The following is a 15813-nucleotide window of genomic DNA, read 5'->3' on the forward strand; positions in this document are numbered from 1 at the left end:
GTACTCCAAAACAAATTTATATTCAATTACACCCTTCCATTACCATTAAATGGAGAATATTTAAAATTTTAATAATAGAAAAAAGGACGCTCATTTGTAAGCATCCTCTTTTCTATTCTACCTCCATCAACCTCTTCGCCTCAAAATACAATACTTGAATAAACTTCTTCGTATTAATTCTCGTATGCCCAGATGCCGATAGCTCTTCCTTCGTCATTTCTGTCATACGTTTACGAACAATGGTAAAATCAAAAAATTTCGGAGCATAGCTTTCAAATTTAGGGTTCGAAAAATCAGTTAAACCAAGAGAGGCTAAATGATTTAATGACTGATAAATCGCTCGGCGCACCCTTTGTTCTGAAGCTTTTCTTTCTTTATCAATTTCCGTTTCTGAAGCTGCACCACCTAATTTTTTGACCGTAATATAGTGAAAAATATCTTTCAATGCCGGAAAACCATATTCAAATGTTTTTTCCTTTTCTTGTCCCAATAAATATTCCAACATACTAAGTAAATCTTTACTTCCATTCTCTCCAGCAATACCAAGTTCTGATAATAAATAGCGACCTGAGTCCATTATCCTCTTCTCTTCTAGCAACGGTTCATTTCGCACTTGCGGTTGTTCCCATTGAAAGACGTTATTCAGTGATTTTTGAATATCTTGTATAGATCGTTCCAGACGAATACGATCCATCACTTTTCGCACAACAGATACAACCTCAATTTTATTTAATGGTTTCGTAATATAATATTCAACCCCAAGTGAATACGCTTCTCCGATTAGTTGTTTAGATTCAACTTGAGAAATCATAATTACTTTTCCTGTAAACGCTGGTGCGATATGGCGAACTGTTTCAATCCCATCTCGAATTGGCATTAATAAATCAATAAATAAAATATCTACCTTTTTAAAATTCAACTGATCTGCTTCAACAAAAGCACCATCTTCCGCTTCTCCCGCTACTTCTCCAAGATCACCATCTTCAATAATTTGTGATAGCATAGAGCGGAATACTTCATCATCATCTACGATATAATAAAACACTCTATTCCCCCTCTCGCGTTAAACTAGACTCTGGTAAACGGACAATAAACTTGCATCCTCTGCCGTTCTCCTTGCATTGCAGATTCACTTCTCCCCCAAGTTCTGTAACCATCTCTTTTATATAAGAAAGACCAATTCCTGTAGATGGTGTACCCGTTTGATCATACTTCGACGTAAAACCTGGTTTAAATACGAGTTCTTTATATTTCGGTGAAATACCGGGACCATCATCTATTACTTCAAACATTATATTTCTTTCTTGTTTATATGTCATTATTATAATTGTACCAGTGCTCTCAATTGCTTCAACAGCATTTGCAACTAAATTATTTAATATCGACAGTACAGTATAAACATGATATTCCGCATGCTCACCTTCTATGTTTTTAGAAAATGTTATCTCTTTTCCTAATAGTTGAGCGTACTTCTCATTTATCCTCACAATCATTTCTATCAGTTCATGACCTTCTATGTATTCAGAAAGATTTTTATCTAATAAAAGTTTTGATAACCCCGCAAAAATTCTTTGATTATCTTTTTTTATTTCGTGTACTTCCCCAGCAATTTTTAATGCTTTTTTACTTTGCATTTCTATACCGCTGGCACCATTACTAGCTTGTAAATTTCGATATAATTGATACGCTTCTTGTGTAATTAATTCTGCATTTTGAAGTGTCTTTTTTAAATGAACAGATTCCACATATAAGTTAGAAAGATGCATTAACATTTTTTCATTTTCTTTCCGGACTTGTGCTTCCTTTAATTTCGTTTCATATAGACTCATCATATTTAAGAAACCAAGGGCAAAAAAGCTTCGAAAAACAGCAATAATAATCAATTTATTTATTTCAGAAATAGTAATTGTTGTACCAAGTACTAAAACATGATAAAAAGCTAATTCTGACATACTTGCTATAATCTCAATTGTAATCCCAAGGCACCCTATTATGAATGGTTTCTGATGGAATTTATTCACTCTACATAATGAAAAAAGACTTCCATAAACAAAATAATAAAAGAAGACTGGATAACGTAAATAAAAAGAGTCTGTTATATGAAAGGATCCTTGTAACATCCCATCAAGAACAACCCGAAATCCTACAACAGACAGCCCAACGAGTGTACCTGCTATAGCGGCTGGTATTTTTCGTAGAAATAATAGCAAAAAGAAAAAAATTGGCGTCCCAAAGCTAACACGGAATGTATCATTAAACGGATGAAAATTCAATTGTCCAGCAATTGGAACAATTAACATTAAAATAATTAAAAGGGACATATCTTTCTTCCACAATTGATTCCAATTCAAAGATGCCACTTCCTATTTATGAAATATATTTTTCAAAAATTGAACAAGGAAAGCCCGCTTATGATATAAACGGGCTTTATTTCTATATTGTTACCTGTTTAGCTGCTTTTACTTGGCGATATTCAGGTTGCCACATTGCCTCTTTAACAGCTTTTCTGATATCGTTATCACTGAATTTCTCACGAGTAACACCTTCAGCAACTGCTGCTTTAGCTACTTCAATTGCTACTATCTCTGAGATGTTACGTAGTTCTTCTACCTCTGGAAGAATAGGTGCTCCTGGTTGACTTGTATCTACCATGCTTGCCACTGCTTCTGCTGCTGCTGCAAACATACCATCTGTCATTACACTCGCACGAACAACAATTGTTCCAAGACCAAGACCTGGGAAGATAAGCGCATTATTTGATTGTCCGATTACATACGTAACACCATCATATGTAACTGGCTCAAATGGGCTTCCAGTTGCCACAAGTGCCCGTCCTTCTGTCCAATGTATTAAATCTACCGGTTTTGCTTCTGCAAGCGGTGTTGGATTCGACATTGGTAAAATAATTGGTCGTTCTACATGAGAAGCCATTTCTTTTACAATTTCTTCTGTAAATGCACCAGCTACTGTTGATGTACCAATTAAAATTGTTGGTTGTACATGTTTCACAACTTCTGCAAGCCCAACCGTTTCACTTTGCTTCCATTCGTTCACTTCAGATTCCATACGTGTATATGGGAGTTGGAAATCAAGAAGACCTTCCATATTATCTGTAAGTAAACCATTACGGTCAATACACCAGAAGCGCTCGTTTGCTTCTTTCTCTGATAGCCCTGCACGAACCATCGCATCTCGCACTTGATCAGCGATTCCAATTCCAGCTGTACCAGCTCCAAAGACGACAACTCGGTGTTCACAAAGTGGGACACCTGAAGTTTTCACTGCTGATAATACAGCTGCAAGCGAAACTGCACCAGTTCCTTGAATATCATCATTAAATGTACATACATGATCACGATATTTATCTAAAATTCGACGTGCATTGCGTGAGCTAAAGTCTTCCCAGTGCAACAATGCTTTTGGAAACTTGTTACATACAGCTTTTACAAATGTATCGATAAATGTATCATAGGCCTCGCCAGTTATACGAGGATGACGGTTTCCAATATAAAACGGATTACTTAAAAGATCCTCACGGTTCGTACCAACATCTAAAATAACAGGTAATACACGACTAGGATCGATTCCAACTGCTGCTGTATAAACTGCTAACTTCCCAATAGCAATATTAATACCACCAACGCCCCAGTCACCAATTCCTAATATTCCTTCACCATCCGTTACAACGACTAAGTCGATATTTTCAGCTGTTGCACCAATATTAGAAAACGCTTCTTCTATGCCAGAAGGATCATTAATGGATAAATACACTCCACGTGGTTTACGATACTCATGACTATATCTTTGAATCGCTACACCAACAGTTGGCGTATACACAATTGGAAGCATCTCACGTAAATGATCTGTTAGTAAACGATAAAATAACACTTCATTACGATCATGTAATGCTGTTAAATATACGTTTTTTAATAAATCGTCTGGCTGTGAACAAAACTGTTTATACGCACGGCGTGCTTGTTCATCCAATGTTAATACCGCAGGTGGTAATAACCCTTTTAGCCCTAGTTCTTCTCTTTCTTCTTCTGTAAAAGCAACCCCTTTATTTAAAAGTGGTGTAGCTAATACTTCTACTCCTCTTAATGTCGTTTCTAATACACCATTAGAGGTAACTGTAAATTTACTCATACCATCCCTACCTTTATTTATATATGCCATTTCTATATTGTAAACAAAAAAGAGGGGAATGTCCCCTCCTCTTTTAATTTTTCTTTAAAAGAGTTGCTCCTGCAATCCCCGGATGTGTCATTTCATATGGGTCTAAAATTAAGTCTAATTCCTCTTGGGATAATACACCATTTTTCACGCAAAGGTCTCTGACAGACTGCCCAGTTGCAATTGCTTCTTTTGCAACACGAGCCGCTGCTTCATAGCCGATATGTGGGTTAACAGCTGTAATAATCCCTACACTTTTCTCAACGTATTCTTTCAAGTGCCCTTCGTTCGCTTCAATTCCTTTTAGACAATTATCTGTAAAGGCACGGAAACCATTATTCATAATGCTAATTGATTGAAGTAAGTTGAAAACAAGTACTGGCTCCATAACATTTAGCTCTAATTGACCCGCCTCTGAAGCAAGGCAAATCGTATGGTCATTACCGATTACTTGGAATGCGATTTGGTTAATCACTTCTGGCATAACAGGGTTTACTTTCCCTGGCATAATAGATGAACCTGGTTGACGAGATGGAAGCATAATTTCTGCAAGTCCAACACGCGGACCAGATGCCATTAAGCGTAAATCATTTGCGATTTTAGACATATTCATCATACATACTTTTAGTGCAGCTGATACTTCCGTATATGCATCTGTATTTTGTGTTGCATCTACTAGATCTTCTGCTCCAACAAGAGGCAATCCACTAATTGAAGCTAAATGTTTCACCACTGCTTCAATGTACTCAGGATCTGCATTTAATCCTGTTCCAACTGCTGTTGCCCCCATATTTACTTCATATAAATGTTGACGGGATTGCTGAATTCGTTTCATATCACGTCCAATTACACGAGCATATGCTTTAAATTCTTGTCCAAGACGAATTGGTACAGCATCTTGTAAATGTGTGCGCCCCATTTTAATCACATGGTCAAATTGTTCTGCTTTTAATTCAAATACATCATGCATATAGCCCATTGTTTGTAATAACACTTCTAATGCATTTAATGTCGCAATGTGAATTGCTGTTGGAAATGCATCATTTGTTGATTGTGCCATATTCACGTGGCTATTTGGGCTAATATAATGATAGTCTCCCTTTTCCATTTCTAATAATTCAAGGGCACGATTGGCAATGACTTCATTTGCATTCATGTTCATAGAAGTTCCCGCGCCGCCTTGAATTGGATCGACGATGAAATGATCATGCCATTTCCCTTCAAGAATTTCTTGCGCTGCTTCTGCAATCGCACCGCCTTTTTTCAATTCCAATCTACCTACATCAGTGTTCGCAAGTGCCGCTGCTTTTTTTACAATTGCCAAAGCTTTAATTAACCCTTCATGGATTTTATACCCTGTAATTGGAAAATTCTCTACAGCACGCATTGTTTGAACTCCATAATAAGCATGCATTGGTACTTCTTTTTCACCTAAAAAGTCTTTTTCAATTCGTACATTTTTTGTAGTTTCAGTTAATGTTGCCATTATTACTCACTCCTCATCTATTTCTTATGCTGCTTCTGTTTGTTTGACTGTTTCTACATATTGTTTCGCTTTCTCATGATCAAATTCGCCTTCCCACTTCGACATAACAATGGCTGCTAATGCATTCCCTAACACATTGACAGACGAACGAATCATATCTAAAATGCGGTCGATACCAGCAATTAATGCTATACCTTCTAACGGCAATCCCATTGAACCTAATGTCGCAAGTACAACAACAAATGAAGCACCTGGAACTCCTGCCATACCTTTTGACGTTAACATTAAAACGAATAATAATGTTACTTGCTCTGTTAAAGACATGTGTACACCATACATTTGCGCGACGAATAACGCTGCTAATGCTTGATAAATAGCCGAACCAGTTAAATTAAATGTATACCCTGTTGGAATAACGAAAGAAGCGACTGCCTTCGGACAACCGAACTCTTCCATTTTTCTCATTATATTAGGTAAAACAGCTTCTGAACTTGCTGTTGTAAACGAAAGAATAAGTTCTTCTTTTAAAACTTTCATTAATGTAAAAATGTTTATCCCTACCATTCGTGCATTAATACCTAATACAACAATAACAAATAGTATAACAGTTACATACACAGCTAGCACTAATTTTCCTAAAGGAAGTAGTGTTGCTACTCCAAATTTTGCGACCGTAACCGCAATTAATGCAAATACACCAAATGGCGCAAATTTCATAACCTGATTTGTAACCCAAAACATCGCTTCGAGTACACCTTCAAAGAAGTTAAATACAGGTTTTCCTTTTTCCCCAATTGCTGCAACTCCTAAACCAAATAACACAGAGAAGAAAATAATCGGTAATAAGTCGCCTTGTGCAATTGATTCAAATACATTCTTTGGTACAATGTGAACAATCGTTTCTGCAAAACCTTTTTTCTCTGTTGCATCAGCCGTCTGTTTATATGATGAAATATCACTTTGCTGTAAGTTATTCATATCAACACCCGTTCCTGGATGGAACACGTTTGCTGCGATTAATCCCATTAAAATCGCAATTGTTGTGATAATTTCAAAATAGAGAATTGTCTTACCGCCTAATTTCCCCAGCTTTTTCATATCCCCTACACCAGCTACTGCAACAATCAGCGCTGAAATAACGATCGGTACTACAATCATTTTAATTAAATGGATAAATATATCCCCAATTGGTGTGATATAAGAAATCGCTGTTTTATTGCCATAAAAGATTGCCCCTACTACAATCCCTAAAACAAGTGCAACAAAAATCTGTGTTGCTAATCCGAATTTTTTCATATATTTTCATCCCTTCATGCGAACGCTTTCAATTTGAATTTATAAAAGCTTACTCACATAATATAGGCGAACCTACAAAATCAGACAAAAAACTACAGATTCGTCACAAAAAATTCGAATTTTTTTCTTTAAATATTCATTGACACCCTTTGAAGATAAAAAAATGAAAATAACATTGATAAAATATCTGATTTCTTTGTATAATCTAAAAGATAGGTTTATTTGAACATATATAAAATGAAAAGGAGTGGAGGTTATGAAGAATTCTACGAAAGGTTTCATTACAACTCTTCCTTTCCTATTTCAATTTCTCTTAAAGGAGCAAAGGCATTCGCCTCTGCTCCTTTTTTATTGCAAATCGATATGCTACTTGCATGCAAAATTTTTTCACATGAGCAAAGCAAGTAGATCAAGAATAAACTGTCTATAAGAATCCAAGTATGATGAGAACTAATTCTCAGTGATAGTTACGGACTCCACCGGAAAAACCTTTTCTTCAAAATAAGGAGTGATGATAATGAAACCATACAAGCGTGTTTTAATTAAACTCAGCGGCGGCGCTCTTGCTGATCAAGATGGAAATAGTTTCGGTTCCAAACGTTTAGAACATATCGCAACGGAGATTTTATCAATCATCGATTTAGGTATTGAAGTTTCTCTTGTTGTTGGTGGAGGAAACATTTTCAGAGGAAACTTAGCTGAAGAATGGGGGATTGATCGCGTTGAAGCAGACAATATAGGGACATTAGGTACAATTATTAATAGTCTCATGCTGCGCGGTGTATTAACAAGTAAGACAGATAAAGAAGTACGCGTTATGACATCTATCCCCTTTACAGCAGTGGCAGAACCCTACATCCGTTTACGGGCTGTTCATCATTTAGATAAAGGATATATCGTTATCTTTGGCGGCGGGAATGGGCAACCGTTCGTTACGACAGATTATCCGAGTGTCCAGCGAGCAATCGAAATGAATAGCGATGCCATTTTAGTTGCAAAACAAGGTGTAGACGGTGTTTTTACAAGTGACCCAAAACGAAATAAATCAGCCAAAATGTATCGTCATTTAAATTATAACGATGTTGTTCGGAATAACATCAAAGTGATGGACCAATCAGCCTTGTTACTTGCTCGTGACTATCATTTACCAACACATGTTTTTAACTTCGATGAACCAGGAGTTATGAAAAAAATATGTTTAGGTGAGCATATTGGCACATTAATTAATCATGAATTAACAGAACTCGTAGAAGAAAAATAATATTTTCTCGAATAGAACAACTGTAACTTTGACCTTAAAAATAGGTGCGGTATTTTGCCGCACCTTACTCTTTCTAAAAAAGTAGTACCCTAGCGGTATTGAAAAGAAAACAGTGCCCTATTATCCACTATTCATAAAACTACCTTATAACAATCGCTATCAATACCATTGCTAAAATCACAAATTCTGAAATACAACCCTTGGTGCTTCAATAACATTATTCATAAAAACTACATCTGCACATTGCTTTGGTGCATGCTCTTCTATATACATATGGCAAGCCGCATGATATCTTTGTAAAAATATTTCCTCTGCCCTCTTTTTATTCCCAAAGGCTTTCGCCTCCCGACTTGAACCACGTTCTCTTGCAGTTTCAAAATCTGTTTCTACAAATATTTTATAATCAAATAAATGTTGGAGCTCTTTTTTTAATAAAAAAGTACCATCTATTATAAATATCATATCTTTTAAAGCGAGTATAGATTCCGTTTTAGTATACATATCCGTTTCTAAATCATGTGATTTCATCACATATCGCATATCTCCATCAGGTCCTAACGGAACCAATAATCGCTCAGCAAATGCTTGATAATCATGAGCATCTTCATAATATCCTTTAGCTGATTCCTTACCTTGTGAATATCTAACTACCTTTGGATTGTGAAAATTATCTATACTCGCCCGAACGACTTTTCTTCCTTGCAAATGAATTTCGTTTTGTAACTCATTTGCAAATGTTGTTTTCCCAGAAGCTGTTATACCACTAACACCGACTCTTAATGGGTGATCTAGTTTAAGCATGAGCATGCGCTCCACAATCTCACGAATAGCAATTTGACGATTCAATGCTAATCCACCTCCAAAACATCTATATTTATCCTTCAAAGGATATTTAAATGGAAAAATACGGTTCCGCGTGTGAAATATTATAGAACTTATTCTCGCTTGTTAATTGTTATATGGTTCGAACCGGTAAAATAAAACCCAAAATAGTATTCCTTTCCATGAGTTAACAGTAGATGTTATATACCTAAGCCAGAGGCTAGACCGAATTATTATTTTTGAATATCAGAAAACACAAAACAGAATATTGTAAATTTTATGTTAGAATAAGTATATTGAGATGATGTACTTATTCAATAAAGAAATTCGTTTCATATTTATCATTTCACAAAAAATTGCGGGAGGAAAGACGAATGGATTTACATATTACGAAAGAATTAAATGCAACTAATAAAGACAACATTAATAATAAACTTTATGAATATAATTTAAAACATTTCCCAACAGATTTAAGGGGAAGATATCAGGAGATTCATTTATTTCTTAAGGATGAAGACAGCAAGATTCGCGGAGGAATATTAGGTGAAATTTGCTGGAATTGGTTAGAGATTCATACTTTTATAATGGATGAAGACATACGCAAACTGGGTTATGGAACTAAACTTTTATTAGAAATCGAACAAATAGCTTTAGAAAAGAATTGTGATTTCATAAAAGTAGATACTTTAAGTTTTCAAGCATTAGATTTTTATAAAAAGCACGGTTATCAAGAGTTCGGTGTCCTTGATAATGTCGGTAGAGACTTTAAACATTACTATTTAAAAAAAGATCTATAGGCAATTTTTTTTAAGAGATTGAATTCAAAATACTATACAATAAACAATAAAACGCTTCGAGTGTATTCTCTAAGCGTTTTTGAATACAAATTACTTTATTATTTCATTTACTATTTGAAATTCCTTTCACAACAATAGAACTATTTTACATGAATCCCACATCTACCTTTATTATAAATAATAATTAAACACCCACGCTATTTTTTCTTTGCACTTCTCTAAAAATGATAAACGATCAAAAAAGGATGAAGTGATCTCTTTTGAATCTTGAAAATCTTGTGTCAACGCGTGATTCACTTGTTGAATCATCGGGCCACCGTATACATAAAAGTCCATCTCATCATTAATATGAAAACTACGCGAAGTAAAATTTGTTGTACCAATCACAGTTATTTCATCGTCGAATACCATTACTTTCCCATGAAACATTCCTTTTTTATATCCATATACAGCGATTCCATTTTCAATCGACTGACGAATATATGGGTAGGCTGCTTCTTTAATAAGCGGAACGTCAGGTTTATAAGACCAAAGTATTTTTACCGATACTCCCCGTTTTCGTGCCTGAATTAAAGCATTCATAAGTTCTTTATCTCTTGGTATAAAATAAGGCGTGGCGATCACGATAGAACGCTTTGCTTGTTGTATTAATTCCATATACTTCGTAACTACTTTATGTCCATTGTAACTAGACATAGTGTGTAACGTTTTTCCTTTAATAACAGGCTCAGCTGTTCTCACAATTTCTTCCGAAGTATCTCGTTTCCAATCTAATACAAACTGCTCCTCTAAATCTGTTATCCCTTCTCCCTGCAAGCGTATATGATAATCCCGCCAATATCCAAAGCGCTTATCTTTCCCTAAGTATTCATTACCTATATTAAATCCACCACTATACCCGATTTTCCCATCTATCGTTGTAATGCGGCGGTGATTACGATGATGGAGCGAATAAAAAAAGAATGGGAACTCCGGTTTCCTGCTATATGTAAAATGAACACCACTTGCTTGTAATTCATTTTTATATTTTCTTTCGAAAGACAAATCATTAATCCAATCGACCGATAAGTATACTTGTACTCCTTCTTCTGCTTTTTCTTTTAACAAATTTAAGAAAGTATGGCTACTTTTATCATTCGAAATAATATAGAAATAAGTAAAAATAGAACGCTTTGCTTCTTTTATATCAGAAAATAATTGACTATATAGAGGTTTCCCCTCTACATATAATTGAAAATCACTATAATGAGGAACATATTCTTTCCGTTGGTTTTTATCAGCTTCTACTTTCCTTCCCAGTGTTACATCAATATGCATCCAAACAACTAGAAGAATTACTATGCTAATAATAATAGAAATAATGCGTAATATTTTTTTTGCCATTTTGTTTTCCTTCCGCACAAAATAATTGTCTTCAGATAGTATTTCAATAGCGATTATGTTTTATGAGCAATTACAAAAAAAGGATGCGGCATGATGCCGCACCCCTTTTATTAAATAAAATTCCTCGCATCATTATTATGGCCAAACTTATAAATCGCAATTAAGAAGAAGGCAATCGCAAAGGCGAATAAAATTAAAATGTTTAAATACAAATCAGAAAACGGTGTCCCTTGCTGTAATTCCCCTATCGTATCTAATAACCAACGCTGAGGAAGAAAATCAGCTATTTTTTGCACAGATGCTGGCATAATTTCAAATGGAAAGAAGCATCCCGCTAGCAAACATGTTGGTGTAATAATGATATTTTGCATTGCATTAGCAGAAACTGAATTCTTAGCAAAAGACACAACTGCTAACGATAAACCAATTGCAATTAAACCAAATATCATCAGTACTCCAATCATAACAAGCAAAGGCATATTTGTATCAATATGAAATACATTGGTCATAAACAGTACCGTTACAATGATTTGCACCATCATGATAACCATATTAACAGCAACGTTAGATAATATATATTTCTTCCCATCTATCGGTGTTGATAATAATCGAAAATACGTTCTATTCTCTTTTTCTCTCAAAATCCGTTCTGAAAAATTCACTGCTGAAAACAACATAAACATAATGAGATAACCAACTGTTTGATTCGTCATATCTTTATTTTTCGAAGTATCCTTAAGCGTATATGCTGTTAGCTTGAATGAATTTTTTTGATAATTTGCATACATCTTATCAAACGTACTTTGATCCTTTTGTGCTACTTTACTAATTGCTGTTATATTATCAATATAATTATACAAATACGATTTTATAAACTCTGTTACTTGAGCACCTTTAATCGAGGAAATTTGAATATGACTCGGCTTACCATCTCGAACACTTTGCGAAAAACCTGAATCTAACGTAATCACTCCATCAAGTTTTTTCGAGGCAAGCTTCTCTTCTATTTCTGACGCCTTAATTTTACTCACTTCTACATGATTTAACCCTTCTACATGATTTAACCCTTCTATAAATTTCACCGTATCATTTGCTATATAATGATTTTCATTATTTACAACCCCAATACGTAGGGTACCTTGCCCTGCATTTCCGTATATTAAAAATGCCATTAATGACCCTACTATTGGCAATCCAATAATAAGAAGTAACCCTTTTTTATTTTTCAAAAGTACAGATAATGTTTTTTGTATGAGCCATAAAATATCTTTCATGTTATAGCCCCTCCCGTCTGCGTAATGCGATAATCGCAATCAATAAAAACAGTGCTGAAATCCCAAGGTTTAAAAAGATTACTGGAAGTGCCGCTCCTACTTCATTCGCATAAATAATTTTCATAATCGCTGTATTCGCCCATGTTAATGGTGATAAATTTGTAATCATATTTTCTTCAACTACGAAATACGCCCCTCCAAAAATAGAAGCTAATTGTACAACAACCATAATGATTGCCTTAGATGCCTCACCTGTTTTCGTAATATACCCGATACCTAATCCGAAGCTAATTGCAAGAAATACTTCTGTTAGTAAAATAAGAAAGACTACTCCAAGATGGTCGCCCCAATTTGCCCCATAAACAAATTTACTAAAGAAAACGACGAGAAAAAGACAAAGTGCATTTACTACAATACTACCAAGTATCTTCCCAATGAAAATTTCCGCTTTACTAACAGGTGCAGCAATTAAACGATCTCCCGTTTTTCGTAATCGCTCTCCGCGAATCAGATAGCTTGCTCCCATCGCTCCATACAAGGCAATCATTGTCGTCATCGCAATCGCATAATAGTCCATAGAACCTGGTTTCTTAGCAGCTTGTAAAGATGTCTCTTTTATATAATCATCATGATTTCCACTTGAAATAACTGTACTAACTTTCCCTGGATCTACTGTCGCAACTTCCACCGCTACGTTGTACTTATCGACGAATGTAGTAAGCATCCCTTCAATAATACTTCCTTCAATACTATTCCGATCACTCTCATATAACTTCACGCCGTTTTGATTCATTTCTACATAGCCGGCATACTTATTTTGTTTCACTTCTTCTTTTCCATCTACATCCTTTGCTGCTTTTTTAAAGTGAATGCCCGATTTGCCTGTTTCCTTTATCAATGTTTCAAAGGCCTGAGAGAACCTACCACCTGCTTCATCTTTGTATAACACCTGGATATTTTTAATAGAAAGGTTATCACTATTAAATGCATTCGTTAAAGCAGTGCCCAAAATGAGCATAAGCATAACCGGGAATGCTAGCATAGACACTAACGTTTTTATATCTCGAAAGTCACTTTTGATTTCCTTTATGGCTATATTGAAGATGTTCAATCGATGAACCTCCCTTTTTTTACTAGTAAATCTTATTTATCCCGTAGATTTCTTCCTGTCAATGTCAAGAATACTGTTTCTAAGTTAGGTGCTTGCTCTTCAAGTGAACGTATTTCTATATCATTATTGATAAAATGCTGAACGATTTTGTTTAAGTTGTTGACCCCTGTATCAGAATTCACTTTAATTACGTTTTCTTCTATTTGAACAGCCTTAACACCACTAATTTCTTTTAATTTGTTCACATCTATATTTTCAACTGACTTTACTTCAATCCAAATATCTTTTGTATCTGTAATAATAGCTTTCAATTGTTCTTTCGTACCTTCTGCAATAATTTTTCCGTGATCAACAATTGCGATTTTCGTACAAATCTCTTCTACTTCCTCCATGTAGTGACTCGTATAAATAATGGTGCTACCCATTTCATTTAATTTCCGTACAGACTGAAGAATATAGTTTCTTGACTGCGGATCAATTCCAACTGTCGGCTCATCCATAATAATTAACTTCGGATGATGCGCAATGGCACAAGCAATGTTAAGTCTTCGTTTCATCCCACCGGAAAAGTTCTTTGGATAACTTTTATGTTTATCACTTAGCCCTACAAACTGCAGTGCTTCTTCTACTCTCGCTTTTAATTCTGCACCTCGTAATCCATACAGACCCGCAAAGAATTTCACATTTTCATAGGTGGTTAACTCCTCATAAATTGCTATATCTTGCGGTACAATTCCGATATTCATTTTTGCAAATCGATTATGTTTCTTTATATTTTTTCCTAGTATGCTAATCTCACCTTCATTACTTCTTAACAATCCAGCAATCATATTAATTGTTGTACTTTTACCAGCACCGTTTGATCCTAGAAATCCAAATATCTCTCCTTCTTTAATAGCTAAAGACATATTATCTACTGCGATGAAATCACCAAATTTTTTTGTTAAATTTTTTATTTCTAATGCGTTCATCATTTCACCCCTATTTCGGTTTCTCTGCTGTTATTATAAACAAAAAGAATGAACCTGCTCAGTGCAGAAGTTCATTCTTTTCACATGAGAATATTCACTTTTTTCATATGAGATCCTTCATCTCAATCATGTCTTACTGAATCGGCAACAACATTGTTACCGAAAAGCCATTCGTTCCATCTACAATTATTTTCCCATTAACAGACGCTGTTCTCTCCTCCATCCCAATAATACCGAGTCCTTTTTTAACAAAGACTACACCCTTTCCGTTATCTTTCACCTGTACCTTGACCATCTTGTTAAGTACATGAATATCTATTGAAATAACTGTCGCATCAGCATATTTCATCGCATTCGTTAACGCCTCCATAATATTTTCACCAATGATTTTCCATTGGATAGGGGAAATTGTATCCAAATTCCCTTTATACACAAACGGAATTTTTATATCATGCTTGCTCGCAAATTCATCTATGAATAATTTCATACGATGAATTCCAATTTGTTCAGTTGGTGGTTTCATATTTTTAAGGGTAATTCTAATATTTTCAATCCCATCTTTAGAAATATGAATCGCATTTTGTAGTAACTCCGTAGCTTTCACTTTATCTATTTCCATCAATCTCTTTGCTGCTTCCATTTGAATAAGTGCGCCTGTCATGGAGTGACCAATTTTATCATGAATTTCTTGTGATAATCGATTTCGTTCTTCTAACTTAAATGTGTATTCTGATTGCCTTATGTATTCTTTATTTTCATTTAAACTTTTTGTGAGCCGCTGCATATCTTTTCGCATCTTATCATTTTGCTTTTCAAGCTTTAGTAATCGTACTATGTAACGGTCTGCCATCATTAAAACAAGAAAACAAAATGCAGTAATGAGTCCATATGTCATTTGAACACTTTCATCCGCAAAAACGATAGGGAGAATCATAATGAAAAAGATCTGCCATTTCTTTTCTATGTAATAAGATACAATTTCGTATAAGTTCAAAGGTAAAAACAAAATAAAAAACGGATGAATCCTCCATGTAAACAAAGCGATAATACCGATTGATAGTCCAATTAATATTTTTTTATACGCATCTTTTTTTAAAATAGAAATTGTCACGTTTATACAAAGGTACGAAAGCAAAGTAAATATAACCCACGGTAAGTTCGTAACATTTGAGTGAATATAACTGAACACTATATATAAGAAGACAATTAATTTACTTACAATTAACCAAAACTCCATAA

The 15813-nt window shown here is 34.9% G+C and carries 13 protein-coding genes; 2 read left to right on the forward strand and 11 right to left on the reverse strand.

Annotation, left to right across the window (positions count from 1 at the left end; genetic code table 11):
- Positions 1–112: 112 nt before the first annotated feature.
- The 5 genes from MHH45_RS07485 to MHH45_RS07505 all read right to left on the reverse strand — a co-directional run bounded on the left by MHH45_RS07485 (position 113) and on the right by MHH45_RS07505 (position 6955).
- The gene (locus MHH45_RS07485; protein ID WP_016114329.1) at positions 113–1045 is read right to left on the reverse strand and encodes a response regulator; all 933 of its coding nucleotides are present in this window, start codon (positions 1043–1045) and stop codon (positions 113–115) included.
- A gap of 1 nt (position 1046) precedes the next feature.
- Positions 1047–2351, reverse strand: a complete 1305-nt coding sequence (locus MHH45_RS07490; protein WP_016114328.1) for a sensor histidine kinase — start codon at positions 2349–2351, stop codon at positions 1047–1049.
- Between the two features lie 82 nt (positions 2352–2433).
- Positions 2434–4167, reverse strand: coding sequence for an oxaloacetate-decarboxylating malate dehydrogenase (gene malS, locus MHH45_RS07495; protein ID WP_098116885.1), 1734 nt, complete (start codon positions 4165–4167; stop codon positions 2434–2436).
- A 52-nt stretch (positions 4168–4219) separates the two neighbouring features.
- Entirely contained in the window at positions 4220–5659 is a 1440-nt protein-coding gene (gene aspA, locus MHH45_RS07500) for an aspartate ammonia-lyase (RefSeq protein WP_088093775.1), read from the reverse strand.
- Between the two features lie 24 nt (positions 5660–5683).
- Positions 5684–6955 (reverse strand): cation:dicarboxylate symporter family transporter, encoded by a 1272-nt coding sequence (locus MHH45_RS07505; protein ID WP_016114325.1) that lies wholly within the window; start codon positions 6953–6955, stop codon positions 5684–5686.
- A gap of 517 nt (positions 6956–7472) precedes the next feature.
- On the opposite strand from MHH45_RS07505, the gene pyrH reads away from it, so the two are divergent.
- Positions 7473–8216 (forward strand): UMP kinase, encoded by a 744-nt coding sequence (pyrH, locus tag MHH45_RS07510; RefSeq protein WP_088093776.1) that lies wholly within the window; start codon positions 7473–7475, stop codon positions 8214–8216.
- Positions 8217–8393: 177 nt separating this feature from the next.
- On the opposite strand, the gene MHH45_RS07515 is transcribed toward pyrH, so the two are convergent.
- Positions 8394–9062 (reverse strand): uridine kinase, encoded by a 669-nt coding sequence (locus MHH45_RS07515; RefSeq protein WP_088093777.1) that lies wholly within the window; start codon positions 9060–9062, stop codon positions 8394–8396.
- A gap of 350 nt (positions 9063–9412) precedes the next feature.
- Between MHH45_RS07515 and MHH45_RS07520 the strand changes: the two genes are divergently transcribed.
- Entirely contained in the window at positions 9413–9835 is a 423-nt protein-coding gene (locus MHH45_RS07520) for a GNAT family N-acetyltransferase (protein ID WP_016114322.1), read from the forward strand.
- Positions 9836–10006: 171 nt separating this feature from the next.
- Here the strand turns inward: MHH45_RS07520 and MHH45_RS07525 are convergent, their stop codons facing one another.
- From MHH45_RS07525 to MHH45_RS07545, 5 genes are all read right to left on the reverse strand, one after another.
- Positions 10007–11218: a phospholipase D-like domain-containing protein gene (locus MHH45_RS07525; protein WP_140385975.1), complete on the reverse strand. Its 1212-nt coding sequence runs from the start codon at positions 11216–11218 to the stop codon at positions 10007–10009.
- Between the two features lie 110 nt (positions 11219–11328).
- Positions 11329–12492: an ABC transporter permease gene (locus tag MHH45_RS07530; RefSeq protein ID WP_088093778.1), complete on the reverse strand. Its 1164-nt coding sequence runs from the start codon at positions 12490–12492 to the stop codon at positions 11329–11331.
- A 1-nt stretch (position 12493) separates the two neighbouring features.
- Positions 12494–13603: an ABC transporter permease gene (locus tag MHH45_RS07535; protein WP_016114319.1), complete on the reverse strand. Its 1110-nt coding sequence runs from the start codon at positions 13601–13603 to the stop codon at positions 12494–12496.
- A 32-nt stretch (positions 13604–13635) separates the two neighbouring features.
- Entirely contained in the window at positions 13636–14574 is a 939-nt protein-coding gene (locus MHH45_RS07540; RefSeq protein WP_016114318.1) for an ABC transporter ATP-binding protein, read from the reverse strand.
- 133 nt (positions 14575–14707) lie between these two features.
- A complete protein-coding gene (locus MHH45_RS07545) occupies positions 14708–15811 on the reverse strand; it encodes a sensor histidine kinase (RefSeq protein ID WP_016114317.1) in 1104 nt (367 codons plus the stop codon).
- Positions 15812–15813 lie beyond the last annotated feature (2 nt).

Origin of the sequence: Bacillus sp. FSL K6-0042 (genome assembly GCF_038006685.1) — a bacterium.
In the GTDB taxonomy this organism is placed as follows: domain Bacteria; phylum Bacillota; class Bacilli; order Bacillales; family Bacillaceae_G; genus Bacillus_A; species Bacillus_A pseudomycoides.

Coding starts and splice junctions, on each gene's coding strand:
- aspA (WP_088093775.1), bottom strand. CDS start 5,659: ATGGCAACATTAACTGAAACTACAAAAAATGTACGAATTGAAAAAGAC.
- MHH45_RS07505 (WP_016114325.1), bottom strand. CDS start 6,955: ATGAAAAAATTCGGATTAGCAACACAGATTTTTGTTGCACTTGTTTTA.
- pyrH (WP_088093776.1), top strand. CDS start 7,473: ATGAAACCATACAAGCGTGTTTTAATTAAACTCAGCGGCGGCGCTCTT.
- MHH45_RS07520 (WP_016114322.1), top strand. CDS start 9,413: ATGGATTTACATATTACGAAAGAATTAAATGCAACTAATAAAGACAAC.
- MHH45_RS07525 (WP_140385975.1), bottom strand. CDS start 11,218: ATGGCAAAAAAAATATTACGCATTATTTCTATTATTATTAGCATAGTA.
- MHH45_RS07530 (WP_088093778.1), bottom strand. CDS start 12,492: ATGAAAGATATTTTATGGCTCATACAAAAAACATTATCTGTACTTTTG.
- MHH45_RS07540 (WP_016114318.1), bottom strand. CDS start 14,574: ATGAACGCATTAGAAATAAAAAATTTAACAAAAAAATTTGGTGATTTC.
- MHH45_RS07545 (WP_016114317.1), bottom strand. CDS start 15,811: ATGGAGTTTTGGTTAATTGTAAGTAAATTAATTGTCTTCTTATATATA.